Genomic DNA, 24,117 nt, shown 5'->3' with positions numbered 1-24,117 from the left:
ACGTGGACGCCGAGGGGGGATGTCCACGGGCCCGACGTCAGCCGGTGCCGACCGCCGGCCGCGTCGAGTCGATGTCGACGGCGTCGAGAAACCGGCGCGCTGCGCGGACGTGTTCCAGCCGCCAGGTGTAGATCGCGCGGGTCAGGTAGTCGCCGGCGTGCTCCTTGGCGCGCAGCGACTCCTCGATCTCGTCGATGACGACCCGTTGGCGCTCGACCAGGCGCGTGGGGCTGGCCTCGCGACGCTGGAGCAGCAGGAGCTTGATCGTGAGGTCGGCGCGCACGTCGAACAGCTGGGTCACGGGTTCGCTGAGCCACCGGCTGACCGCCAGCTTCGCCGAGCGGGTGGCGGCGTAGACCATGCGCTGCGGCCCACGGTTGCCTTCCTCTGCGCCGACCGGCGTGATCAGTTCGCGCTCGACCAGCCGCGTGATGGACCGGTAGACCATGGGTCGCGAGATGTACCAGAACTCACCGATGGCCGCACCCTCCGCGGTGAGCGCTGCGATGGCGAAACCGTGGCTGGGTCGTTCGGCGATGAGTGCGAGCACAATCCACTCGGCCAGTGGCAGATCAAGTTTTCCCATGGTAACCAGGGTAGGGATCGCCGATCGTGCCCGTGACGTCGCCCCGGCCCGGAGCCGGACCGGCTCGTATGCGGGCCGGAGCGCCGGAGAGGGGACCCGGCGGACCGGGAGGCGGGCGCGCGAGGAAACAGCCTGCGGATCGCGTCGGACCCGGGCTGTCATGACCGGTGGTCGACCGCCGTGAGCGGCGCACCCGTCGCGTACGGGTCGCTCACGCTCTCGTACCAGTGGATGACAGGAGCGCCGACGAGGAGGGCGGCGATGGCGCCGGCGGCGAGGAACACCCCGAAGGGGAGACGGGTGTGGCGGGTGGCTCGCCCAGCGGCCATGAGCGCGACGCCCACCAGCAATCCGGCGAAGCTGCCGGCCAGCAACGCGAAGATGAGATACCACGGTCCGAGCCAGCCCAGCCCGGTGCCGAGCAGTCCGGCCAGGCGCACGTCGCCGAATCCGAGCCAGGCCGGCCGCACCCAGTGCAGGGTGAAGAAGACGGCGAACGCGCCCACTGCGCATGCCGCGGTCACGCCGAGCCGGTGCCACTGGCCGGTGGCCGCCGCGGCCGTGAGCAGACAGGCGGCGGTGAGCCCGAGAGTCGGGTAGATCAACCGCCTGGGGAGCAGGAACTGCTCGGCGTCGCAGGCGGCGAGGGCCAGCAGCCCCGCGGTGAGGACCAGCGCGGCCGGCAGCATGTCCGACCAGCCGAAGCGCAGTGCCTCGGCGACGAACAGGATGGCGGTGAGCGCCTCGACGAGCGGGTAGCGCGCGGGGATGGGGACCCGGCAGGCGCGGCAGCGCCGGCCGAGCAGGAGCCAGGACACGATGGGGATGTTGTCCCGGGCGGCGATCGGCGTGGCGCATCGCGGGCAGGCGGAGCGGGGCCGCACGACCGAGCCGCCGGCCGGCACCCGTGAGACGGCGACGTTGAGGAAGGACCCCACCGCGAGCCCCAGCAGGCCGATGATCACGACGAGGGTGGGTGGCATGCGAGCGATGTTCCTTACGGTGCGTACCGATGGTCACCGGCGGCGAGGGCCCCCGCGGCTCAGGCGGTGCAGGGGTTCGCCTGGCCGCCGGGAAGCGCGGTCTTCGGCGTGATGTCGTAGGTGGCACCGTTCACCTTGACGTCGTACCAGGCGGAGGCGCTGGAGAGGAACCCGCCGGTCACCAGGTCGTCCATGCTGCCGTAGACGCCACGGTTGTCACTGGCGAAGTAGGCCTCTTCCGCGGTCTGGATCGTGGACTTGTCGGTCTTGCACGCCGAACCCTGGCCCTTGTCGTTGATGCCGCGGACGGAGAAGACGACGATGGCGGACAGGACGCCGAGGATCACGATGACCACGAGAAGCTCGATGAGTGTGAAGCCGGCTTCCGCCGTCCCGTTCAGTGCGCGCATGCGTCGGCGCAGCATGTCCTGCAGGTAAGTGGACATCTCTCTCCATCTGAAGCGACCGGTTCAGCCAAGCCGAGTAGCTAGTAACTGACTGATTAATCAGCGGCAGACTACTCAGCCGACAAGGGACTTACAAGGGGTTGTTCCGGCGTCGACTGTCGGCATGAGGGCGGATGACAGTGCGGTTTCGTCGCTGTAGTATCCGGCTGACTAATCAGCGGCTGACAGTTATTGTCGAGAAGGTCGCGGGTGACGATCGCCCGTTGTTCCGGCTGTGTGAACGGGGTGGGTGCTTTGACGAATCGCCGGCTTCTGCGTCGCCGCGCGGCGACGACAAGCCCAGTGGGCGAGGACGGCACCCCGCCCGACGAGGTGCACGGCCCGGAGTCCTCTCCGGCCCCGGCGGGCGAACCCGTCCCGGCGGGCGAGCCGGTCCCGGGCACCGCGTCCGGCACGGCGCAGTCGTCGCCCGCAGGGCGGACGCGGCCCCGTCTCGGGGAACTGCTCGTGCAGCGCGGGCTGCTCACCCCGGCGCAGGTGGACGAGGCACTCCTGCAGCAGTCGGCGTCGGGCAAGCGTCTCGGCGTCCTGCTGGCCGAACTCGGCATGATCGACGAGCGATCGCTGATCGAGGCGCTGTCGGTTCAACTCGGCGTCCCGGTCGCCGACCTGCGCCAGAGCGAACCTGATCCCGAGGCGGCCGCCCGGGTGCCGGAGGCGCTCGCCCGCTCGCTCGGCGTCGTCGCGGTGCGGCGGGCCGAGGGCACGCTGCTGATCGCGGCGGGCGACCCGGGTGACCCGCGCGTGCTCGACGAGGTCAGCCGGGCCGTCGCACCGGATCGGGTGCAGTTGGCGATCGCGGCTCCCTCGGACATCCGGCGCTCGATCAACAGCGCGTACCGGGCGTTGTCCGGCGTCAGCAGCCTGGTCGAGGCGTTCGAGGCGACCGAGACCGGCCGCAACGCCGGTGCCGGGGCCAGAGTGGTGAGCGAGGACGCGCCGGTCGTGCACCTGGTCAACCTCATGCTGACCCAGGGCCTGCGCGACCGGGCCTCGGACATCCACATCGAACCCCACGCCGACCGGGTCCGGGTCCGGTACCGCATCGACGGCGCCCTGCACGACGTGCTGAGCCTGCCGGAGAACATGGGCCCGTCCGTGGTCAGCCGTATCAAGATCATGGCAAACATGAACATCGTCGACCGGCGCCGCCCGCAGGACGGACAGATCACCACCGAGATCGACGGCAGGCCGGTCGACATCCGGGTCGCGACCACCCCCACCATCTGGGGCGAGAAGGCGGTGCTGCGGCTGCTCGACAGCAACCGCACCCTGCTGCGGCTGGGCGAGCTCGGCATGCCCGCCGCGACCTACGAACGGTTCTCGTCCCTGCTGCGCTCCCCGTACGGCATGGTCGCCTGCGGGGGACCGACCGGCAGCGGCAAGACGACCACCCTGTACGCCACGCTCGGTGAGCTGAACCAGAGCGAGCGCAACATCACCACCATCGAGGACCCGGTGGAGTACGTGGTCCCCTCGGTCAACCAGATCCAGATCAACGAACAGGCGGGCATCTCGTTCGCCACCGGGCTGCGCTCGATCCTCCGGCAGGACCCCGATGTGATCCTGGTCGGCGAGATCCGGGACGCCGAGACGGCGCGGATCGCCGTCGAGTCCGCTCTCACCGGCCACTTCGTCCTGTCGTCCATCCACGCCGCCGACGCCTGTTCCGCGCTGCACCGGTTCGCCGACATGGGTATCGAGCCGTTCCTGATCACCTCCACGGTCGCCGGGGTGGTCAGCCAGCGACTGGTGCGGCGCATCTGCGACCAGTGCCGCGAGCCCTACCGGCCGGGTGTGGACGAACTGGCCTTCTTCGCACAGGCCGGCGGATCGACCGACACCGGGTTCTGGCAGGGGCGCGGCTGCAACTTCTGCTCCCGTACCGGCTACCAGGAGCGGATCGGCGTCTTCGAACTGCTCGTGACGAGCGATGCGGTCAAGCGGCTGCTCGTCGAGAAGGCGCCGGTCGCCGCCCTGCGCAGGGCCGCCCGCGAGGAGCACATGGACAGCCTCCTGGACGGAGGCGTCCGTCTGGTGGAGGAAGGCATCACGACCATCGCCGAGATCATGTCCAGCGTGTACGTGGCGTAGTGCCCGACTCGCCGGACGCGGCACCCGACACCGACTCAGCGAACCTCTGACACCCGCACACCAGGAGGGCACCGGCATGGCCACCTTCAAGTACGTCGCGGTCGGCCCGGACGGAAAACGGGCCTCCGGCGTGCTCAAGGGCTCCAGTGTCGACGGCGTGACCGACAGCCTGACCCGGCAGGGCTACGACGTGCGGTCGGTCAAGGCCGCGGGCCGCAGCCTGCTGCAGCTCGAACTCACCGCGGAAAAGGTCGACCTGGTCGAGCTGAGCAACTTCTCCCGCCAGATGGCCGCCTTCATCAAGGCCGGAGTGCCCATCCTGGACGCCCTGGAGATCATCCGCGCCGAGACCAAGGACAAGAAGCTGGGCAAGGTGCTCGTCGACGTCATGGACTCGCTGCGCTTCGGCGAGAGCTTCGCCGGCGCGATGGCCGCCCACACCTCGGCGCTCCCGCCGTTCTACGTCTCCGTGCTGCGCTCGGCCGAGGCGACCGGTGAACTCGACGTGGTGATGGCCCAGTTGGGCCGGTACATCGAGCGCGATGTCGAGGGCCGGCGCAGTATCCGCTCCGCCCTGACGTATCCGAGCCTGGTGATGGGTCTGGCCGTCGCGGTCGTCCTCGTCCTCGTGATCTTCGTGCTGCCCCGTTTCAAGCTGTTCTTCGCGTCCTTCCACGCACAACTGCCGCTGCCGACGCGGATCCTGCTGGGCTTCACCGACTTCGTCACGGCCTGGTATCCGGTCATCGTCGGCGTGCTCGTCGCGCTCGTCGCGGCGGTGATCGCCGGTCTGCGGACCGAGCGGGGACGGGTGCTGCGCGACCGCTTCCTGCTGGCGATGCCGGTGGTCGGCGACGTGGTCCGCTTCATGGTCATCGAACGGTTCTGCCGCATCCTGACCTCCATGATCAAGGCCGGTGTGCCCATCCCGGAGGCGCTCGGCCTGGCCGGTTCGGGTGCCAACAACCTGGTGTACGAGCGGTCCATCGGGGCGGCCCGGACGGAGATGCTCGAAGGCGGCGGCATCTCCCGGCCGCTCGCCCGCACCAAGCTGTTCCCCGGGTCGGTCACCCAGATGATGCGCGTGGGGGAAGAGACCGGGACCCTCGACGACCAGCTCGAGAACGTGTCGGATTTCTACGAACAGGAGCTGCAGTACAAACTCAAGCGGCTGACCAGCCTGTTCGAGCCTGCCGTGGTCATCTTGGTCGGGGTCGTCGTGGGTTTCGTGGCCGTCGCCCTCATCTCGGCGATCTACGGCGTCTACAACCAGGTCGAGGTCCAGTGACCGGCCCGGCACGCGGCCCACGCCACTCACGCCGCCGCCGCGGCGACGAGGGCGAGACCCTGGTCGAGGTTCTCGTCGCCGTCGTACTCATGGGCGTCGCCTTCGTGGCCGTCCTCGGCGGCCTGGGCACCGCGATCATCAGCTCGGTCGCACAGCAGAAGATGACCAGCGCCGACTCGGTCATCCGCAGCGCCGCCGAGAAGGTCGTCAGCGACCCGTACGTGTCCTGCGCCAGGAGTTACGAGACTCCGGCGCCACCGGCCGGGTACACCGTGACCGTCGAGGTCGAGTACTGGGACGGGGTGGGTGCGTTCGGCCGCCCCTGCCCGACGGCCGACACCGGAGTGCAGAAGGTGACGCTGACCGTGCACTCATCCGGCCCGCGCCCCGTCAGGGACGCGACGCTCGAGGTGGTCAAGCGGGAGTCGATGCTGTCATGACGACCCGACGTCCCACCGACGGCCCGGAGTCGGGGTTCACCCTGACCGAGTTGCTGGTCACGATCGTCATCGTGGGCATCATCGCGGCTCTGCTGCCCAAGGCGATCATCATCGGACTGCGGTTCACCGCGGGCACCGAGAAGCGGGTGGCCGCCACCGGCGCGGTGGGCACCCTCAACCGCTATTTCTACGGCGATGTGCACAGCGCGGACAGCGTCACGACCCGCCCCGCGTGCGGCGCGGGCGGCGTGATCGTCCACCTGAGCCGGCCCGGCACCGACACCGTCTACACCTACGACCAGCAGACCGGCGCGCTCAACCGGGTGACGTGCACCGACAAGGGGGTCGTCACCACGTTGCTGGGCCGGTTCGACAACGCCCCGTCGACTCACCCGGTGACGCTGCGCTGCGGTGCCGAGACCTCGTGCACCTCTCCCATGGAGGTAACGCTGACCGTGCGGACCGACCCCACCGCTCCCCCGGCGACTCTCACCGCCGTCCGGCGATCGAGCGCGTCATGACCGGCCGCCCGCATCCGCGCCGCCCGCGCGACGACGAACAGGGCGCGACGTTGATCCTCGCGCTGGCCTTCGTCGTCGTCTTCAGCCTGGTCACGGTGTCGCTCCTGTCCTTCGCCGGCACGGGGCTGAAAGCCGCGAGCGTGTACGCCGACCAGGGCAGACGGGACTACAGCGCGGACGGTGCCACACAGCTCGCGATCAGCCACTTCGCGCAGGGCAACCCGTGCGCCGACTACACCGCACCGCCGGTCGACGGGCGGCGGATGATCGTCCACTGCGACCCCCTCAACGCCTCTCCCGTGACCACGCGCGCGACCCAACCGCAGAACGCGCTACGCAGCCTGGGCCGGGCGGCACAGGACGGCATCCACGTGACCACGCACGGCCTGCGCGTACAGGGCAGCGTGTTCTCCCGCTCGGACATCACCACCGGCACCGGCACATCCATGGTGGTGGCGGGCGACGTGTCCGCCGTCGGCGACTGCTCCCGTGCCGTGTCACAGCCCCAACTGCCCGCGGCCCAGGCGCCGTACGTGCGCGACTGCGCCAACGACACCCCGTCCGCCCCCGCCGACGAGGTCATGGGCACCGACCCGGACTACGCGCCGCCCGCGACGGCCGTCCCGGCCCGGCAGACGGTGCCCGCCTGCCCCGGCCCCGGGTCCTGGCTGGTGCGGCTGCGCCCCGGCTACTACGACGACGCCCGCGCCCTCAGCCGCCTCACCGGGGGCGACTGCCCCGACGCGGTGGTGTGGCTGCAGCCGGGTGTCTACTACTTCGACTTCACCTTCACCGGCGGCACCGCCGTCTGGACGGTCGACGACCCCACGGTCAGCGTGGTCGGCGGCACGCAGTCAGGCTGGGATCCCGGAGCCCCCACCCGCCCGGCCGTTCCCGACCCGGGCGGCTGCGACAAGACGCGGCCCGCAGGCGTCGAGGTCATGATGGGCGGCGGCAGCCAGTTCCGGGTCGACCGCGGGCACGTCGAACTGTGCGCCCCGGTGACGCCGGACGCACAGCAGATGGCGGTGTACGGGGTCCAGCCGCCGAAGCCGTCACACACGCTGAAGCCGACAGCGGTCGTCACGAACACCGGCTTCGCCAACCCGGGCCAGGCCCTGACCACGGGCGAACAGCCGACTCTGCCCGGGTGTCCCCAGCCGACGGGCACCGCGAGTTGCACGGCCGACGCCGTCCTCGACCCGACGAAACGTCGATCGGCCTCGATACAGTTCGCCGGCTTCACCCCACAGGTACCGCCCGGCTCGGTCGTCACCAGCGCGACGCTGCGTGTCGGACACCAGGACGACGGCGACCTGAGCGCTCCCGGCGCGGTGAAGGTCACCACCGCCGTCGGCGGGGACACCTGCCGCAGCGACACCCTGCCCCGGCACACGGCGCTCACCGAGGATCCCCCGATCGACCTGCTGGGCCCCTGCGGGCTCACCGACCCGGCCCGGCTCACCGGCCTGACAGTGACCTACGCCGCCGCCCTGGACGCCGACGGCACCACCGCCACGGAACGCCTCGACGGCATCAGGCTGGAGGTGGCCTACCGCACGCCGGCCACGTTCAAGCCGACCGCGGTGACCGCGTCGACCGGGTTCACCGCTGCCGGCACCGACCCCGACAACGCCCTGGAGATCGGCGAACAGCCGACCTCGTCGGTGGCCGGCGCCGTCCTGACCGAGGCGGCCCCGTCCGCGTCGATCACCCTCGCCGGGTTCGGCCTGCCGCCCCTGCCGCCGGGGTCGACGATCGACTCCGCCGTGCTCCGGGTCGCCCACCAGGAGACCGGCGACGCGGCGGCGCCGAGCATCACCGTCACCCCCGCGGGCGGCGGTGGCCGCTGTACCGCCCTGCCGCTCACCGCGCGGGCCGGCCTGGGCGACGACCGCGTCGACCTCAAGGCATGCGGTATCACCGACCCCGCCCAGCTGACCGGCCTGACCGCGACCTACAACGCCGGACTGAACGGGGGCGGCAGCGCGGGCGCCGACTCCCTGGACGGCATGTGGCTCGAAGTCGTCCACGACCCGCCGCCGCCCCGGCCGGCGACGAACGCGCGGTCGACGACGTTCCTCCCCGCAGCCGACGCCGAGGCGATCGACGGCACCGACACTGCCCGCACCACACTCGACTCGGTCACCACGCCGACCGCCGCCATCGACCTCAGCGGTTACGACACCCCTGCGGTGGCGCCCGGTTCAGTCCTGGACGGGGCCCTGCTGCACATCGCGCATCGCGACGATCCCGGGGCGGCAGGAGGACCACCGCCGACGGTCGCGGTCACCCTGTCCGGCCCCGGCATACCCCGCTCCTGCACCACCCCGCACAAGCTCGCCGCGCACCGGGACGCCCTGGCCACCGACACCGTGGACCTGGTCGCCACCTGCGGGCTGACCGACCCCGCCCAGTTGACCGGTCTGGTCGTCACCTACACCGCCACCCTCGGCACCGGCAGCACCACGGGCACCGATCAGCTCGACGGCGTCACCCTGGAACTGGCCTACCGGCCCCCGCTCTCGGTACGGCCCACCAAGGCGAGCAGCCTCGCGACACCCACCACCGCGGCGTTCCTCGACCCCGAGAACGCGCAAGCGATCAACACCACCACCTCGACCGCGACACTTGCCGCGGCCACCCCGTCGGCGTCCCTCCGGCTCGCCGCGTTCGCGATGCCGCCCCTCCCGGCGGGGGCGGTGATCGACAAGGTCGTCCTGCGCGTATCGCACCGGGACGACGACACCACCCCGGCACCGCCCTCGCCCGCGCAGCCACCCACGACGGCGCTGACCGTCTCCGGCACCGGCACGGCCTGCGACGCGAACCACGCCCTGACCGCCCATGAGGGAGCACTCGGGGTCGACGTGGTCGACCTCGGCGCCTGCGGGGTCACACGGGGCGAGCAGGTGTCCGAGCTCGCTGTCGACTATGCGGTGAGGCTGGGCACGGGCAGCGCCGACGCCGTCGACCGGCTCGACGGCGTCGAGCTCGACATCGTGTTCCGCGCCCCCTCCATCCGGGCTTTGTCCGGCTGCCTCACGGCGGGGAGCCGTTGCGCGGTGCTGAAGTCGACCGACGACGCCGACACGGCCACCGACCGAAGCCGCCTGGTCGTCAACGGCACCGTCTACGCGCCGACCGCCGCCGTCGACCTGTCGATGAGCCAGGTCGCCACGCAGGTCGTCACCCGTGGCATCATCGCCCGGACCATCGGACTCGGCATCAGCCCGGCCACCGGATACCTCCGGCCCGTGATCGGAATCCCACCGGAGCCGGTGCTGTTCACGACCTATCCGGCCGTGATCGCGAAACCCTCGTCGGTCACCGCGGTCACCGGGTTCACGACCCCGGCTCCCGGCGCGCCCGTCGACGTCACGGACGCCATCGTCCCCGGCGGTGGCCAGGCGTCCCTCACCCTCGGCGGCTACGCCCAGCCGGCGCCGGCCACGATCGGACCGCTCGACCACGTCGTCGTGCAGGTGACGCACCACGAGGACGGCGACGTGGAGTCGGTGAAGATGTCGGTGGACTTCCCCGGCAGCACCTGCACCGGCGTCGACACCTCACTGGACGTACCGGTCCGTCTCGGCGCGAGCGGCCCGGTGACCGACCAGGTCGACCTGGCACCGTGCGGCCTGACCAACGCCTCCCAGTTGGCCGGGCTGACCGTGACCCACACCGTGACCGCCGGGAGCGGCGGCGCGACCGAGCACCTCGGCGGCACCCGGATCGACCTGCTGTCCGGCCCGCTCCTTCAGGCCGCCGTGTCCTTCGACGGCCACACCAGCACCGTCAAGCAGTGGACGGTCCTGCCATGAGCAAGCACACCACCGTGGAGACCACCATGTCCGGGCCGAGTTCGGCGATCATCGACCACCTGCTCGGTGAGCTGTGGGAACGGGGCGGCAGCGACCTGCTGCTCACCGCAGGATCGGCGCCGTTCGTACGCGTCGACGGTGCCCTGCGACCGGTCGACGGGGCCGCGCTGACCGAGCCGGAGGTCGACCGCCTGGTCACCGGCGTGCTGGGCGAGGAACTCACGGAGCGGTACCGCCGCGACAAGCAGGTCGACTTCGCGTTCAGCTGGGGGGAGAAGGCCCGGCTGCGCGGGAACGCTTTCGTGCAGCGCGGCGCGTCGGCGCTGGCGCTGCGGATCATCCCGTTCGACGTGCCGTCGTCCGAGCGGCTCGGACTCCCCCCGGTCGTCATCGGATGGGCGGGCATGCCGCGCGGCTTCGTGCTGGTCACCGGGCCGACCGGGTCGGGGAAGTCGACAAGCCTGGCGGCGCTCGTCGACCACGTCAACACGCACCGGTCCCTGCACATCCTCACCATCGAGGACCCGATCGAGTACCTGCACCACCACAAGCGCTCGGCGGTCAGCCAACGCGAGGTCGGCACCGACGCCGACTCGTTCCCCGCCGCGCTGCGCTCGGCCCTGCGCGAGGATCCCGACGTCCTGCTCCTCGGCGAGATGCGCGACCCGGAGAGCATCTCGGCGGCCCTGACCATCGCCGAGACCGGGCACCTGGTGTTCGCCACCCTGCACACCAACGACACGGCGCAGACGCTGGACCGCATCGTCGACGTGTTCCCGGCCGAGCAACAGCCGCAGATCCGCCTGCAGTTGGCGCACACCCTGGTCGGCATCCTCAATCAGACGCTCATCCCCCGGATCGGCGGGGGCCGGGTGGCCGCCTTCGAGGTGCTGGTGGGCACGTCGGCGATCCGCAACCTGATCCGCGAGGGCAAGACCCGCCAGATCCGCAACGTGATCTCGACGGGCCACCGTGACGGCATGCAGACCCTCGAGACCAGCATCAACGCCCTCGTCGCGGCCGGCGTCGTCGCCTACGAGGAGGCCGTACGGCACACGGCCCACCCGGAGGACATCCAGCGACCCTACGCCCCGGCCGGTCGCACCTGACCGTCCGACGGGTGGCGTGTCGAGGAGCGCCGGGGGGGGGCAGAGTGCCCGGGCGGGCCGTAGTCGTCGCTCCCGGTGCGTCGGGCCGGTCACCGCGGCACAGCAGGGCGGCCCACAGGTCGGTCCATGGCTTCATCCGCCGGAACGGACCGCGCGGGCCAGGAAGTGGCGCGCGGCGTCCTCGTAGCAGGCCAGCTTCCAGCCGGCGGTCTCCAGGGCGGGGCGCAGGTTCTCCTCGGCCAGGGGGTCGTCCGGGTCGAGGGGGCAGCCGTGACGGGCGGCGCGTTCGGCGCGACCCGAGGGGTGGAACAGCAGGAGGACACCGCCGGGGGCGGTGACCCGGGCCCACTCCCGCAGGGCCGCGTCGGCGTCGGGCACGTGGTTGACCAGGCCCGCACTGAAGACAGCGTCCACGGCGCCTGCCGACAGGGGCAGCCGGCAGGCGTCGGCCAGCAGCAGCCCGGCGAGACCGGCGCGGCCCTCTCGCGCGGTGGCCGTGAGCATCGCCGGGGTGAGGTCCAGGCCGACGACGACCCCCTTCTCGCCCACCTGGGCGCGCAGCGCGGGCAGGGCCCGGCCACTGCCGCAGCCGACGTCCAGGGCGCGCTGCCCGGGGCGCAGTCCCATGCGGGCGACGGCCGCCGCGTACACCGGGTTGTCCGCGGCGAAGCGTTCCTCCCAGGTGGCGGCGCGGGGTGTGAAGAAGGTGCGGGTCGCCGTGCCAGGCGCGCGTTCCGTGACCAACGAGGCGAAGCGGGCGAGGACCTGGTCGCGGTGCGGGGCCGGAATGGCCAGCTCCGGGCGGGCGGATTCCACCGGCCCACGTGCCGTTGCCGGGTGGCCCGCGAACGCCGCCGCGACGGCATCGGCGGCCCTCTTGCCGGCCTCCAGGTGGAAGCGCAGGCCCCACGCCGTGCCGCCGATCCGGAACGCCTGGACCCGGCGACCGTCGCAGGAGGCCAGCACCGTGGCCCCCGTCGGCAGGTCCGTGGTGTCCGCGGGCCGGTGTGGGACGCGGAGCCGAGGGGGCAGCGCGGAGAAGAGCGGGTCGGTGTCCGCGGCCGGGTACAGGTGGATCCCGCCCCAGTCGGCGCCGAAGTCGTCGCCGCAGCGGGCCGTTCCGCCCGCCGCCGCTGCCAGGAGCTGCGCGCCCCGACCCACTGCGAGCACCGGCACCTCGGCCTCCAGCGCGGCGCGCAGCAGCGCCAACTCGGCCGACCGGCCGGGGAGGTCGTCGCAGGCCTCGTCCCGCGTGGGTCGGCGAGCGCCCATGAGTACCAGGGCGACGGTGTCGGCGAGTGTGGCCGGCACCGCGTCTCCTGCCCAAGGGCGGCAGACCCGCAGCTTCAGCCCGGCCGCCTCCAGGGCCGTGGCGACGGCGGACGGTCCCTCCTGCGGCGCGTGTTCCAGGACCAGGACGCGCGCGCCGGGCGCCGGGCTCACCAGGTCCCGCCTGTCGCGGGGTAGCCGCCGTCCACCTGGATCGTCTCGACGCCGCTGATGTGCCGGGCCCCGCAACGATCCTGCCGGAGCACCAGTTGCGGGCCGACGCGGTCGAGCGGATCGCCGTCGAGGGTGACGCCGAGCAGAACGGGGGCACGTCCGAAGTCGGGGTCGATTTCAGCCCATGACAGCAGTGCGTGGTGGCCGTCCGCGCCCCGCACGGCGATCAGGAAGCGCAGTCGGTCCTTGCGGCGGGACGGGTCGATGGCGGGGACCGCCGCGGTGAGGACGTCATGCAGGAGCGGTCCGGTGAAGCGGTGGTGCTGGACGCCGCTGGTGGCGCACCCGAAGGCGACGTGCGCCTCGTGCTGGGGCCAGGCGAGCAGGCCGGGCACCGTCAGCCGGGCCGGGCGGGCGAGATCTCCGCTGATGACGATTTCCGCCAGCTCACCGGCGGACGTACGGGCAGCCGCGAGGGACTGGGTCACGAGCCACCACCTCCGGCATGACCGTACCCGACGAGCCACTCCATACAAACGCACATGCGAGGTCGGAACTGTCAGCACCCGGCTCATGCGAAGCTACAGGTGACCTTCACCTCGCATATGCGGAAGGATCATTCCGCTGTGCCGACCACCGGGTCGAGGAGGCCTCCGCCTTGCTCGGCGTCAGCCCCGACAGCGTGAGGGGCCCGGTCGGCGGCTGGAAACCGGCGGTCGAATGCGACGAGCCGGGGCACAGGGGCGACCCCCCGCCCGGCCGTCGCGGCCCACGCCGCAAGACGATGAAGACCGTCACGGACAAGGGCGACGCGGTCGGCACCCCGGCCACCTTCGTACGCAATCAGCTGGAGATCGCCGCGCTCCCCGGCAACCCCGACAAGCCGGCCTCTCTGAAGGACCTCACCAGGCCGGGGCTGAAGGTCGCGCTGTGCGACAAGACGGTGCCGTGCGGCACCGCCGCGCAGAAGGCCCTGACCGCGAGCGACATCAAGCTCACCCCGGTGTCCTACGAGGAGGACGTCAGGTCCGCCCTCAACAAGGTCGTGCTGAAGGAGGCCGACGCAGCGCTGGTCTACAAGACCGACGTGAAGGCGGCCGGTGACAAGGTGCAAGGCGTCGACTTCCCCGAGTCGGCCAAGGCCGTCGACGACTACCCCATCGCCCTGCTCAAGAACGCCAAGAACGCCGGAGCCGCCGAGGCGTTCATCGCGCTGGTCCAGTCCCCCGAGGGCCAGAAGATCCTGACCGGAGCCGGTTTCCTCAAGCCGTGAGCCCTCTCCGCGAGACAGCGCGGTCCACGCCCGAGCGGGTGGTCCCTGGCTGCGGCGCGTCCGCGGAAGCAGCCGTCCCTGTCCGGCGACGCCACTCTTCGCTGTGCCCATGCGTTCGCGACATCCGGCGGTGCGAGGTGGCCGGTCTTCAGACACACGGCGACCAGCGACCGACGCCCCGGAGACACCGTGTGGGCTTGCGTCAAGGCACCGGGACACCGGCATACCGGGCCCGAGAAGACGGGCAGAGGGCCGGCCGGATGATGGGGTACCGCGTGTGCGAGCCGTAGCAAGATCTTTCGCTCGCGTATGCGACGGCCCTCACGCGGCGCTGCTCCTGCCGCACTAGCGTGGAACGCGGCATACGAAGACAGACGAACCACCCATACCTGCGAGGCGTCCGACCATGAGCCTGAGTATCCGCAACCAGATGCCCGGTACCGTCACCTCCGTCACCCCGGGCGAAGCCATGGCGACGGTCAAGGTCCGCCTCGACGGCGGCCAGGACGTCACCGCTGCCATCACGGTTGACGCCGTCAAGGACCTCGGTCTCGCCGAGGGCTCTGCGGTTCGCGCCCTCGTCAAGGCCACCGAGGTCTCGCTGGCCACCGGCCGGGTGGAGGGCTTGTCCATCCGCAACCAGCTGTCCGGCACCGTACGGGAGATCGCGACGGGCGCCGCCATGGCCACGGTCAGGGTCACGGTCGAGGGCGGGGAACTGACCGCCTCGATCACCAAGGACGCCGCCTCCGACCTGGGCCTCAAGCAGGGCTCCTCTGTCACGGCCCTCTTCAAGGCGACGGAGGTCTCGCTCTCAGCCGTGTGATCCCGTCGGCCATTCGCCGTGGCCGCGTCCTGGATGTGAGAACGTGCCTGCGGCAGACCTGGCACGACGGACTTCAGGCGCTCAGCCCCGGCGGCGGCGCCACAGAAACCGTGCTGTGGCGCCGCCGCCCCCCCCGGGGGGGGGGGGGGCGGCGGGGGAGCGCCCCCGGGGGGGGGGGGGGGGCGCCCCCGCGCCCGGGGCGTCCCCCCCCCCGGGGGGGGCCCCCCCCCACCCCGGGGTGGGGCCCCCCCGCCCCCGCGGAGTGCGGGGGCGGCGGCGGGTCAGCGCACCTTGCGTGGGTGTCGCTCCGCCCATGCTCCGGTCTCGTCCCGCAGATAGGCCGGGACGCACCAGCGGGGCCGGTTGAACCATGCCACCAAGAGCTGGAGCACGACGCCCGCCAAGAAGACGACGAACAGCAGGGCGGCTATGACGAGCGCCACGGAGGGACCCTTGTGCGGGCGCTGGCCGACGCCGACGGCGATGAACATCACCATCGCGGCCAGCAACGCCACCAGCCCGACCGCGAAGGGGGCCCAGCCGCGCACCAGTCCGCGGCTGACGTCGGCCTTGAACCGGAACACCCTCTGGTTCACCACGCGCCGGTAGTAGTCCGGATCCTTCCACAGCCGCTGAGCACGCCAGGCGGAGAAGCAGGCGCTGCCGCCCCAGAAGACCAGTAGGAGGACTCCCACAACATTCGCTCCGAACCAGAACCAGAAGTGAAGTGCCGAACCTGCGAGGACGGATGACATGGGCGGGCAAGTCCGCCGTTTGTGCGGTACGGCAGTCACCCCCCAGAGGCTCGGCTGGGAGGAAAGTCTGCCTCAACCGCGCAGGGCGGAGGCCAGGATCGCGGGCAGCGCCTGCCACCGGGGACGAGCCGCGAACGCGGTGAGCAGGCGGCTGGTTCGGGCTCGGGAAACACGCTGGGTGAGCTGGTGTCGACCACTACACCCCGTTCAACGTCGTCCTCGACAACTCTCCGCCGGATGGTTCCGTGGGTGTCCTTGTCGGCTTCCTCGAGGGCCGGCACGCCCGCGAACTCGCCGAACGAACGGCTGACGAGCGCCGAGCTGTCGTGCTCGACACTCTGGTGACTCTTTTCGGGGAGGAAGCCGCGTCCCCGCTGGAGGTCGTCGAACAGGACTGGATGGCGGAGGAGTTCACGCGGGGTTGCTACGGGGGCCGCATGGCACCCGGCGTATGGACTCAGTACGGTGCCGCACTGACCAGGCCCTGCGGACGGATCCACTGGGCCAGTGCCGAGACGGCATCGATCGGCAACGGATACATGGAGGGCGCGATCCGCGCGGGGCGTGCCGCGGCCGGCATGATCCTCAAGCGGGAGCTCGGCGCGGCCCTGTCATCCTGACCGGCTGACGCCTGGCTACTCCACGGACGCCGTGAGCGGGGACCACAGGCCGAACCACTGCTCGGCGCCCCACTCCTCGAACCGCTGTACCTCGGTGAAGCCCAGCTTCGCGGCGAGGCGCATCGAGCGGTCGTTGGCGGTCTGGGTGCAGAGCACCACCGGCTCGCCGGGAAGCGCGTCGGCGAACCAGCCGAGCGCCGCCGCGCACGCCTCGGCGGCATAGCCGTATCCCCACGCCTCCGGCACGAACATGTAACCGAGTTCGGCCTCCCCGGCCTCCGGGCGGACGTGCCCCGGACGCTCGGCGTCGCGCCGTTCGAGCGTGACCGTGCCGATCATCGCTCCGTCGAGGTCGACCACGAAAACACCGGTGCGCCGCCCGGGCACTTCGGGCACCGCGCCTTCGAGTTCGGCACGCGGTCGAGGGCCACCGAGGTAGGTGCGCACCTCCGGCGACGCGAACAACTCGATGAACGCCGCACGGTCGCGGGCCTCGGACTCGCGCAGCACGAGCCGTTCGGTCCTGGTCGGGGCAGGTGGCCAGGCGACGGGTCCGAGTCCGGTCATGGCGGGCAACCTACCGCACCCCGCGAGCGTGCACAGAAGGGAGAGGGAGACGGCCTGGTCGTCGGCGGGGCACCGGCCGGCCGATCCGGTCCGCCCGGGTGACGAAGGAGGCGGGGCCGTGCAGGCCCCGCCCCCTCAGACGCATCGGTCCGGCCGGATCAGAGCGTGCCGGTGGACCTGCGGCGCCACCAGACGAGTCCGGCGCCCGCCGCGAGCAGCAGTACGGCCGCCGCCGCGACGACCGCGACCTCGGTGCCGGTGTTCGCCAGACCGCCCCCGCCGCCGTTGTCGCCCGGCGGTGTGGCCGGCGGCTGCTGGTGGTCACCCTGGGCGGTGTGCCCGGGGCTGGGGGTGGGCGTGGCCGCCGGAGTCGACGAGCCGCCGCTGGGGGTGGGTGTCGGCTTGTCCGTGGGTGTGGGTGTGGGCGTCGGGGTTCCCCCGCCGGTCCCGGTGTGTGTGGCCGTGTTGCCGCCGAGGGCGAGCAGGCCCTTGTTCTCGGCGTCGTCCGTCATGGCCGCCTTGACGGAGATCTCCGTGGTGCGCGGGAGATAGGTGTGCTGGGTGTGGAACTGCGCCTTGTCGATGTCCTTCTTGGGTGCCTTGGAGAAGTCGACACCGCCCGACACACAGGTGGCCGGCTGGCCGGCCTTCTCGCACGGGTAGCTGTAGTCGCCCTCGGTGAAGGACTTCACGTACTCCTTGTACGTCTGCTGGGGCGTCCAGGAGCGGTTGCCGCCCCGCAGCGGCCAGTCCGTGACCTTGTTGCTGTTGATGAACGCGTGGTAGTCCGTCGGGGACGCGGCGTCCTGGCGGCGGATCCATTCGGCGGCGACCCGCGCGCTGTAGACGCGCCGCAGGTCGGCGTACGCGGCGCCGGTGTTCACCTTCGTCTCGATGTCGGGCACGATCATCGAGTCCATCAGCTGCTGCACCCGCTTGTGCTGGGCCTCGGTGAGGTTGCAGGGGCCGTTCGGGCTCGGCGTCCTGACCTCCTGCGGCACGGAGTTGACCTGCAGCGGGGCGTCCAGGATGTACAGTCCGCCGTCCTGTTCCCGCACCACCGCCGGCTTGGGCACGATCCAGTTCCGCACGCCGTGCGTGCAGGGGATGTTCTCCGCGGCGAGCGTGTCGAAGAGCTTCTTGCCCACGCCGGTGCGGGGGTCCATGTCCTTCGCGAAGTCGTGCTTCATCTGCAGGTCGGCCTGGAGCAGCACGCGTCCGGCGTCGGTCGTGCCGAACGTCTTGTCCATGATCCGGTCGGGCTGGTCCGGGTTGAGGTTGACCCAGAACCGGTCCGGCGTCAGCGACAGCCAGGTGAAGAAACCGTCCGAGATGAGCTGGGCCTTCTCCTTGCCGCCGTAGCCGAGGCCGGCGGACTCGTCGACCTTCTTCGCACCGAACGAGTAGTTCAGGCCCTGGCCCTTGACCGGCTTGCCCACATAGCGCAGTTCGAGGGTGGAGAAGTCCACCCCGCCCGGCCCGCGCCCGCGCAGACCCTGCGGGTCACCGGCGCGCATCCGCGCGTTGCGCTGCGCCATCTCCCCGGCGGTCCCGGGCGACTCCCGTACGACCTCGGAGCCGCGGCCGATGCTCCTGGTGGTGTCCTGCGCGGTGTACTTGCCCGGGGTGTACTCCGGCGCCGGGGTCGCGATGTGCTCGTACGTGGTCACCCGGCCGGAGCCCGCGAGCTGCTTGAGCCCGGCCGTGAACCGCCGGGTGTCCTCGGACTGCGTCTCACCGAAGGCGTACCGGAGCTTGTAGTCCTTGTACTTGGGGTCCTTCAGGAACGCGCGGTCCTTCGGGGCCTGGCTGGCGTCGTGGTTGCCGCCGGACTTGATCTCGACCGCTTCCCGGGTCCGGCGGTTGAAGGCGTCGAAGCGCCGCTTGTAGGGCTTTCCGGTTTCCGGGTCGGTGACCGTGACCGTCTCCTCGCAGATCCAGTCCGGTCCGGTCAGCTTGAGGTCCTTGACTATCTTGGCGTGGAAGGCGTTGCCGCGCGGGTTGCGCCCGTACACGTCGATGTAGGCCTCTTGCAGCCAGTTCTGGAAGCCGCCGTACTTGGTGTCGGTGCCGCCGTTGCGCTGGAGGTAGTTCTTGTAGGTGGCGTAGACGCGCTCCTTGGTGCCCTCGGCGTACATCTTGTAGGGCTTGGTGAGTTTGTCCAGGATCGCGTCGCGCTGCGCGGGATCGTCCGGCAGGGTGAGGCCGTTCATGGCCATCCGCTGGTTCGGGTACCCGTAGGTGTCCCACTCGGCCTCCGGCCGGACCGCGTCCCTGGTCGCCCACGGCAGGTCGGCCGGGTTGGTCGGGGTGGTGCCGGTCAGGCCGAACATCTCGTCGCAGCGCTGCGCCCGGACGGCCGCGTCCGCCGTGCCCTGAAGCTGCGGCAGGCCGCTGAAGGAGAGGATCCCGACGGTGGCGAGCGCGACGGCCGCGCGCGCCCATGTGCGCCGGCCGCGTCTGTTGTCCGGATGGTTCACGCGAATCTGTCTTCCCCGGGAGCCCAGAGCAGGTTGGGGAGGAAACGGTGTGACGCCAGGGCCCCCGTGCTCATGGCGTCGAACAGACACGCTAGTCACCCGACGCACAGGAAACCCAGAGTTTTCTCAGGCGCGTTGCGCTCAACTCCTCTTCTGCACAGCTTCGTTACGTCTCAGAACGCTCTGAGTGCGGGTGCGGCCGGGGGTTGCGTCGGCCCCTGGGTCCGGCCCGTACGCTGTCGGCATGAGCGAGCAGCAGTGGACGGATCACCCCCGGCTTCACGCGTGGCTGCGGCAGCAGGAGGCCGCGTTCCCGGGGTGGTGTGCCGACCACCCCGGTGTGTGGGACTTCTCGCCGGAGTCGGTCGACCGGCTGGAAGCGGTGGTCAGGGCCCGCTTCGGTACGGCGGCACAGGTGCGCGCCGCCCGCCGGACCCCCGAGGTCACCGTCCCCGCCTGGTATCTGGGCGAGGTGTGTGTGCGCGCCGGCGCGGTGTGGAAGCACAACCCCGGCGCTCCGGACGACCCCGATGCCTGGGAGGGCCTCTTCGTCGGGGTTCCCGACGATCCGATGGAGGACCCGGACCACGAGGACCTGTACGAGGACGAGGACTACCGGCCGGCCGCGGTCCCCGTCGCCGAGCTGCGGGGCATGTTCACGAAGGGGAGCGACTGGCGGCTCAGGAGGGTGGTGGAGGAGTTCGCGGAGTGGGCCGGGGGTGCGGGGTGAGCGGTGGCCGGTACGGGTGACCAGTGTCCGGTGAGGGCATCGGGGTCGGCGTCCGGCGCGCGTCAGGTCCAGCCGGGAGCCGGCGGGAGCGGCCAGCGCGGCGGGGTCGGCAGCGACACGTCCGAGCGGAGCCGATGGTCCGAGCGGAGCCGGTGATCCGAGCCGAGCCCGTGGTCCGAGCGGAGCCCGTGGTCCGTGTCGCGTCCGGCGAGCCAGGCGAGAAGGGCGTGGGCGGCGCCGGTCACGGTGAGGCCCGTTGCGGAGAGCGTCCAGGACCGGCCGAGGTCCTCGGCCACGACCCGGGCGACGGGGAAATGACGGGCCGTCAGCGCGCTGAGGGTCTCCTCGAGCGCCCAGGTGACGTAGTCGGCGGGCCAGTCGGCCGGGAGGTAGCCCAGATCCAGGTCGACGTGGTGGGTCTCGAGTTCGCGCCGGCAGCGGTACAGGGTGAACCAGGCGGGATGGTGCCAGCCCGCCAGCGCGGTGACCAGCCTGGTCCAGCCCTCGGCAGGCATGACCGCGGCCTCGTCCAGCAGCCGGTCCAGGCTTTCCCGCAGATCGGCGACCAGTTCCGCGGCGCCGCGAGCGGCGCCTTCGCGCAGCGCGCGGTCCAGTGTGGCGGCGTCGGCCCGGGGTCCGGGCTCGGTACCGGTCCGGGCCAGGGACAGCAGCCAGCGGTAGGCGTCGGCGCTGCGGGCGAGGTGGGTGACGACGTGGCCTCGGCTCCAGCCGGGCAGTGCCGACGGCTCGCGGGCCAAGAGGTCGCTCAGCCCCTCGAGGGTGGCACCGAGGCGGGTGACGGACCTGCGGATGCCGTCGAGGACGAGCGCGACGTCGGCCGCGGTGATGGCGCTGCTGTCGGACACGCGCCCGTACTCTACGGCCCGACGGCGAGCAGATCGCCGACGGCCGCGACGCCCGCGGTGATGGCGCGCTCGCTCACGTTGCCGAAGCCGAGGACGAGTTGGGCGGGCGCGGCGTCCCGCGAGGCGCGACACGCGCTCATGCCGTAGAGGCCGACGGAGCGGGCCCGGGCGGCGGTGACGACGTGGTGTTCGTCGGCGCCGCGGGGCAAGTGGGCGACGGCGTGGAAGCCGGCCGCCAGGCCGGTCACCCGCAGGCCCGGTGCGTGCTCGGCGAGCGCGCCGAGCAGGGCGGTGCGGCGGGACGCGTAGCCGGCGCGCATGCGGCGCAGATGGCGGTCGAAGCGGCCGGACTCGATCAGCCGGGCCAGGGCGAGCTGGTCGAGCGTGGACGTGCCGCGGTCACTCAGGTGCTTCTGCTCGGCGAGGGGTCCGGCGAGATCCGGTGGGCAGAGCAGCCAGCCGAGCCGCAGGGCGGGGGCGAGGGACTTGCTGACGGTGCCGATCGCTATGACCCGGTCGGGCGCGAGGCCCTGGAGCGCGCCGACGGGCTCGCGGTCGTAGCGGAACTCGGCGTCGTAGTCGTCCTCGATGACGATCGCGTCGCGGTCCCTGGCCCAGTCGAGCAGCGCCAGTCGCCGCTGCGGGGCGAGGGCGACGCCGGTGGGCCACTGGTGGGCGGGGGTGACCACGACGGCGCGGGCGTCGGTGGCGGCCAGCGCCCGCACGTCGATGCCGTGCTCGTCGACCGGCACGGGAACGGCCCGCAGGCCCGCCGCCGCGGCGGCCGCGCCGACGGTGGCGGGCGAGCCGGGGTCCTCGAAGGCCACGGTCCGCACTCCGGCACGCGCGAGGACGCGGAGCGCGAGGTCGAGGCCCTGCGCGTAGCCGTTGCACACGACGGTGCGCTCCGGGTCGGCCGCCGCGGCGCGCACCCGGCGCAGGTAGCCGGCCAGGACCTCGCGCAGGACCGCGCTGCCGCGCGGATCGCCGTAGTCGAAGGCCGCCGTCGGCATGGCGCGCGTGGCCTCGCGGGTCGCCCGGAGCCAGTCCTGCACCGGGAAGGCTCCCAAGTCGGGTACGCCCCACCGGAAATCGGCCACCAGGCGCGGTTGCGGGGACGGCGGTCGGGCGGTGGCGGCCGGGAGCGCGGCCGCGGCCGCCACCCGGGTGGCCGAGCCGGGGTGGGTCACCAGGTAGCCCTCGGCCTGGAGTTGGGCGTAGCACTCCTGCACCAGGCCCCGTGAGAGTCCCAGCGTGCGGGCGAGCTCCCGGGAGGACGGCAGCCGTTCGCCGACCTGCAGCCGCCCCGTGCGGATCGCGTCCCGCACCCCGTGTTCCAGCTGCGCGCGCAGGGGCCGAGCGCTGGTCCGATCGACGACCAGCAGCAGTTCGGGCGAGGAACCGGACCACTCCAGCGGCACGGAACTGGAGCTTACCGGTGATCCGGCCGGCCGCTTAGCGTCCTTGCGTGACCGCCTCCTTTGACTCGACTCGCCCCTCTGTCGCGCAGCGCCCGCCCCTGGTGACGCGGCCGCTCCTGCTGCGCTTCGTGTCCATGCTGGGCGCCTCGTCCAGCTTCTACCTGCTGCTGTCGGTCGTCCCCGGCTATGCCGCCGACCGCGGCGGGGGAGGCGGTACGGCGGGGCTGGCGACCGGCGCGCTGATGCTGGCGACAGTCGCCGGCGAACTCGCGACACCGGCTCTGGTCAACCGCTTCGGTTACCGCGCCGTGCTGGCCGCCGGACTGTGCCTGCTCGGCGCGCCGGCGCTGGTGCTGGCCGAGACCCGGAACCTGTGGTGGATCGTTGCGGTCTGTGTGCTGCGCGGCCTGGGCTTCGCGTTCACGGTGGTCGCGGGCGGTGCTCTGACGGCGTCCCTCATCCCGGCCGAACGCCGGGGCGAGGGGCTGGCGCTGGTCGGCGTCGTCTCCGGGGCGCCCGCGCTGGTCGCGCTGCCGCTGGGCGTGTGGCTGGCCGCACACACCGGCTACCCGGGCGTGTTCACCGCCGCGGCCGTGGCCGCGCTCGCCGCGGTCGCGTCGGTCCCGGGCCTGCCCGACCGGCTCCGGGACCCAGGAAGGCCCGTCGCCCTGACCGAGGGCCTGCGGGCGCCCCAACTGCTGCGTCCCGCCGTGGTGTTCGCGGCCACCACCGTCGCCGCGGGCATCGTGGTCACCTTCCTGCCGCTCGCGGTTCCCGCGTCGCGGACCGGCCTGGTCTCCCTGGCGCTGTTCGTCCAGCCCGCAGCGGCCACCGTGGCCCGCTGGTGGGCGGGCCGGTACGGCGACCGCCACAACCCCGCGGCTCTCGTCCTTCCCGGCTTGCTGATCTCCACCGCCGGAACCCTCCTCATGGCTCTGCCCGGCAGCGCGGTCGCCGTCATCGCTGCCGTCACCGTGTTCGGCGCCGGCTTCGGGATCACCCAGAACGCGACGCTGTCGCTCATGTACGCGCGCGTACCCGCCTCCGGCTACGGCACGGTCAGCGCCGTGTGGAACGTCGCCTACGACGCCGGCATGGGCGCGGGCGCGGCCGCCTTCGGCGCTCTCGCGGCAGGGACCGGCTACGCCTGGGCCTTCACACTCACCGGCGCCGTCATGCTGACCGCCGTCACGCCTGCCCGCCGCGACCGCAGGGCCACCGCCCGCGCCGGCTCGGACCAGTCTGCGCCGAGCCTCGCACCGAGAGAGTGAACGCCTGCGGCGACCGGCGAGGGTGGCCCCTCGCCGGGGAGTGCCGCAACCGTCCCCGCGTCGCGCGCGATGGTCCGCAGGGAGTTCTGCCGGCGCCGGCTCTTCGGGGCGGTCAGGCCGCCGGCAGCTTTCCCGCCTGGTCCGGGCAGTACACCTCCACCGCCGCCGACACCAGGGCCGCGGCCTCCTTGGGTTCGAAGTTGTGGAAGACGGCGTACTGCATCGCGTCGCCGTACGAGCTGCCTCGCAGCGTCAGGCAGATGTCGGTCCCGGTCGAACCGAGGGTGTCGGCGAGCTGATCCGTCTCCATGTCCCCCAGGCCGTACGGGTCGGCGGCTGCGACCGCGTCGGCGTATTTCCTGTCGTCGGCGGACGGCCCGCCCGACGAGCAGCCGACGAGCAGGAGCCCGGCGAGCAGGGTGCACGCCGCGGTGTTGATCTTTCGTCTCATGGTGTCATCATCGCCGCCCCGATGATCATGCTGTTAGTGGCGTGATGGTTCTGTGACGACTCCGGCGACGGATGCACCTGTGTACGTGTCCGCGGTCGGTGC

20 protein-coding genes and 2 pseudogenes are annotated in these 24,117 nt (G+C 71.9%); 11 read left to right on the top strand and 11 right to left on the bottom strand.

Annotated features, from left to right (window positions below; translation table 11 throughout):
- Positions 1–37 precede the first annotated feature (37 nt).
- From AB0E88_RS01410 to AB0E88_RS01400, 3 genes are all read right to left on the bottom strand, one after another.
- On the bottom strand, positions 38–586 hold the full coding sequence (locus AB0E88_RS01410; RefSeq protein ID WP_361621862.1) for a helix-turn-helix transcriptional regulator: 549 nt from the start codon (positions 584–586) through the stop codon (positions 38–40).
- A gap of 158 nt (positions 587–744) precedes the next feature.
- The gene (locus AB0E88_RS01405) at positions 745–1,569 is read right to left on the bottom strand and encodes a prepilin peptidase (protein ID WP_361621859.1); all 825 of its coding nucleotides are present in this window, start codon (positions 1,567–1,569) and stop codon (positions 745–747) included.
- 59 nt (positions 1,570–1,628) lie between these two features.
- A complete protein-coding gene (locus tag AB0E88_RS01400) occupies positions 1,629–2,015 on the bottom strand; it encodes a prepilin-type N-terminal cleavage/methylation domain-containing protein (RefSeq protein ID WP_361621856.1) in 387 nt (128 codons plus the stop codon).
- A gap of 303 nt (positions 2,016–2,318) precedes the next feature.
- Here AB0E88_RS01400 and AB0E88_RS01395 point away from each other — a divergent pair, with 303 nt between their 5' ends.
- From AB0E88_RS01395 to AB0E88_RS01370, 6 genes are all read left to right on the top strand, one after another.
- The gene (locus AB0E88_RS01395; protein ID WP_361621853.1) at positions 2,319–4,130 is read left to right on the top strand and encodes a GspE/PulE family protein; all 1,812 of its coding nucleotides are present in this window, start codon (positions 2,319–2,321) and stop codon (positions 4,128–4,130) included.
- 76 nt (positions 4,131–4,206) lie between these two features.
- The gene (locus tag AB0E88_RS01390) at positions 4,207–5,418 is read left to right on the top strand and encodes a type II secretion system F family protein (RefSeq protein ID WP_361621850.1); all 1,212 of its coding nucleotides are present in this window, start codon (positions 4,207–4,209) and stop codon (positions 5,416–5,418) included.
- Positions 5,415–5,858: a prepilin-type N-terminal cleavage/methylation domain-containing protein gene (locus tag AB0E88_RS01385; protein ID WP_361621847.1), complete on the top strand. Its 444-nt coding sequence runs from the start codon at positions 5,415–5,417 to the stop codon at positions 5,856–5,858. The genes AB0E88_RS01390 and AB0E88_RS01385 overlap by 4 nt, the downstream gene beginning before the upstream one ends.
- Positions 5,855–6,379, top strand: coding sequence for a type II secretion system protein (locus AB0E88_RS01380; protein WP_361621844.1), 525 nt, complete (start codon positions 5,855–5,857; stop codon positions 6,377–6,379). Before AB0E88_RS01385 ends, AB0E88_RS01380 begins: the two co-directional genes overlap by 4 nt.
- A complete protein-coding gene (locus tag AB0E88_RS01375; RefSeq protein ID WP_361621841.1) occupies positions 6,376–10,203 on the top strand; it encodes a hypothetical protein in 3,828 nt (1,275 codons plus the stop codon). Before AB0E88_RS01380 ends, AB0E88_RS01375 begins: the two co-directional genes overlap by 4 nt.
- Positions 10,200–11,312, top strand: coding sequence for a type IV pilus twitching motility protein PilT (locus AB0E88_RS01370; protein ID WP_361621838.1), 1,113 nt, complete (start codon positions 10,200–10,202; stop codon positions 11,310–11,312). The genes AB0E88_RS01375 and AB0E88_RS01370 overlap by 4 nt, the downstream gene beginning before the upstream one ends.
- Before the next feature lie 132 nt (positions 11,313–11,444).
- Here the strand turns inward: AB0E88_RS01370 and AB0E88_RS01365 are convergent, their stop codons facing one another.
- Both AB0E88_RS01365 and AB0E88_RS01360 read right to left on the bottom strand, forming a co-directional pair.
- Positions 11,445–12,755 carry a methyltransferase domain-containing protein gene (locus AB0E88_RS01365; RefSeq protein WP_361621835.1) on the bottom strand — a complete coding sequence of 437 codons (1,311 nt, stop codon included), beginning with the start codon at positions 12,753–12,755 and terminating at the stop codon, positions 11,445–11,447.
- Positions 12,752–13,243, bottom strand: a complete 492-nt coding sequence (locus AB0E88_RS01360) for a hypothetical protein (RefSeq protein WP_361621832.1) — start codon at positions 13,241–13,243, stop codon at positions 12,752–12,754. Before AB0E88_RS01360 ends, AB0E88_RS01365 begins: the two co-directional genes overlap by 4 nt.
- A 290-nt stretch (positions 13,244–13,533) precedes the next feature.
- Here AB0E88_RS01360 and modA point away from each other — a divergent pair.
- Positions 13,534–14,028: pseudogene (gene modA / locus AB0E88_RS01355) on the top strand (molybdate ABC transporter substrate-binding protein); the annotation flags it as partial.
- Positions 14,029–14,434: 406 nt separating this feature from the next.
- Positions 14,435–14,854 (top strand): TOBE domain-containing protein, encoded by a 420-nt coding sequence (locus AB0E88_RS01350; RefSeq protein ID WP_361621829.1) that lies wholly within the window; start codon positions 14,435–14,437, stop codon positions 14,852–14,854.
- Positions 14,855–15,135: 281 nt separating this feature from the next.
- On the opposite strand, the gene AB0E88_RS01345 is transcribed toward AB0E88_RS01350, so the two are convergent.
- A complete protein-coding gene (locus tag AB0E88_RS01345; protein WP_361621826.1) occupies positions 15,136–15,549 on the bottom strand; it encodes a hypothetical protein in 414 nt (137 codons plus the stop codon).
- A 290-nt stretch (positions 15,550–15,839) separates the two neighbouring features.
- Between AB0E88_RS01345 and AB0E88_RS01340 the strand changes: the two are divergent.
- A pseudogene (locus tag AB0E88_RS01340) lies at positions 15,840–16,229 on the top strand (FAD-dependent oxidoreductase); the annotation flags it as partial.
- Positions 16,230–16,244: 15 nt separating this feature from the next.
- On the opposite strand, the gene AB0E88_RS01335 reads toward AB0E88_RS01340, so the two are convergent.
- Positions 16,245–16,796, bottom strand: coding sequence for a GNAT family N-acetyltransferase (locus AB0E88_RS01335; RefSeq protein WP_361621823.1), 552 nt, complete (start codon positions 16,794–16,796; stop codon positions 16,245–16,247).
- A 158-nt stretch (positions 16,797–16,954) separates the two neighbouring features.
- Positions 16,955–19,276 (bottom strand): LPXTG cell wall anchor domain-containing protein, encoded by a 2,322-nt coding sequence (locus tag AB0E88_RS01330; protein ID WP_361621820.1) that lies wholly within the window; start codon positions 19,274–19,276, stop codon positions 16,955–16,957.
- 244 nt (positions 19,277–19,520) lie between these two features.
- On the opposite strand from AB0E88_RS01330, the gene AB0E88_RS01325 reads away from it, so the two are divergent.
- Complete coding sequence (locus AB0E88_RS01325) at positions 19,521–20,006, top strand: hypothetical protein (RefSeq protein WP_361621817.1); 486 nt, start codon at positions 19,521–19,523, stop codon at positions 20,004–20,006.
- A 62-nt stretch (positions 20,007–20,068) separates the two neighbouring features.
- On the opposite strand, the gene AB0E88_RS01320 is transcribed toward AB0E88_RS01325, so the two are convergent.
- Together AB0E88_RS01320 and AB0E88_RS01315 are read right to left on the bottom strand one after the other, a co-directional pair.
- Positions 20,069–20,872 carry a maleylpyruvate isomerase family mycothiol-dependent enzyme gene (locus AB0E88_RS01320; protein WP_361621814.1) on the bottom strand — a complete coding sequence of 268 codons (804 nt, stop codon included), beginning with the start codon at positions 20,870–20,872 and terminating at the stop codon, positions 20,069–20,071.
- 11 nt (positions 20,873–20,883) lie between these two features.
- Positions 20,884–22,293: a PLP-dependent aminotransferase family protein gene (locus AB0E88_RS01315; RefSeq protein WP_361621811.1), complete on the bottom strand. Its 1,410-nt coding sequence runs from the start codon at positions 22,291–22,293 to the stop codon at positions 20,884–20,886.
- A 47-nt stretch (positions 22,294–22,340) separates the two neighbouring features.
- Between AB0E88_RS01315 and AB0E88_RS01310 the strand changes: the two genes are divergently transcribed.
- Positions 22,341–23,564, top strand: coding sequence for an MFS transporter (locus AB0E88_RS01310; protein WP_361621808.1), 1,224 nt, complete (start codon positions 22,341–22,343; stop codon positions 23,562–23,564).
- Between the two features lie 112 nt (positions 23,565–23,676).
- Here the strand turns inward: AB0E88_RS01310 and AB0E88_RS01305 are convergent, their stop codons facing one another.
- Complete coding sequence (locus AB0E88_RS01305) at positions 23,677–24,015, bottom strand: DUF732 domain-containing protein (RefSeq protein WP_361621805.1); 339 nt, start codon at positions 24,013–24,015, stop codon at positions 23,677–23,679.
- Positions 24,016–24,117: the final 102 nt, after the last annotated feature.

This window comes from Streptomyces sp. NPDC028635, from assembly GCF_040637635.1.
Classification (GTDB): Bacteria; Actinomycetota; Actinomycetes; order Streptomycetales; family Streptomycetaceae; genus Streptomyces.
Note: the sequence above shows the minus strand (reverse complement) of the source record. Positions and strands in the feature narration are given on the sequence as shown.

Bases quoted from the DNA above. Each gene is read 5' to 3' on its own strand.
- AB0E88_RS01375 (WP_361621841.1), top strand. From the start codon at position 6,376: ATGACCGGCCGCCCGCATCCGCGCCGCCCGCGCGACGACGAACAGGGC.
- AB0E88_RS01335 (WP_361621823.1), bottom strand. From the start codon at position 16,796: ATGACCGGACTCGGACCCGTCGCCTGGCCACCTGCCCCGACCAGGACC.
- AB0E88_RS01305 (WP_361621805.1), bottom strand. From the start codon at position 24,015: ATGAGACGAAAGATCAACACCGCGGCGTGCACCCTGCTCGCCGGGCTC.
- AB0E88_RS01400 (WP_361621856.1), bottom strand. From the start codon at position 2,015: ATGTCCACTTACCTGCAGGACATGCTGCGCCGACGCATGCGCGCACTG.
- AB0E88_RS01325 (WP_361621817.1), top strand. From the start codon at position 19,521: ATGAGCGAGCAGCAGTGGACGGATCACCCCCGGCTTCACGCGTGGCTG.
- AB0E88_RS01380 (WP_361621844.1), top strand. From the start codon at position 5,855: ATGACGACCCGACGTCCCACCGACGGCCCGGAGTCGGGGTTCACCCTG.
- AB0E88_RS01370 (WP_361621838.1), top strand. From the start codon at position 10,200: ATGAGCAAGCACACCACCGTGGAGACCACCATGTCCGGGCCGAGTTCG.
- AB0E88_RS01405 (WP_361621859.1), bottom strand. From the start codon at position 1,569: ATGCCACCCACCCTCGTCGTGATCATCGGCCTGCTGGGGCTCGCGGTG.
- AB0E88_RS01410 (WP_361621862.1), bottom strand. From the start codon at position 586: ATGGGAAAACTTGATCTGCCACTGGCCGAGTGGATTGTGCTCGCACTC.
- AB0E88_RS01350 (WP_361621829.1), top strand. From the start codon at position 14,435: ATGAGCCTGAGTATCCGCAACCAGATGCCCGGTACCGTCACCTCCGTC.
- AB0E88_RS01390 (WP_361621850.1), top strand. From the start codon at position 4,207: ATGGCCACCTTCAAGTACGTCGCGGTCGGCCCGGACGGAAAACGGGCC.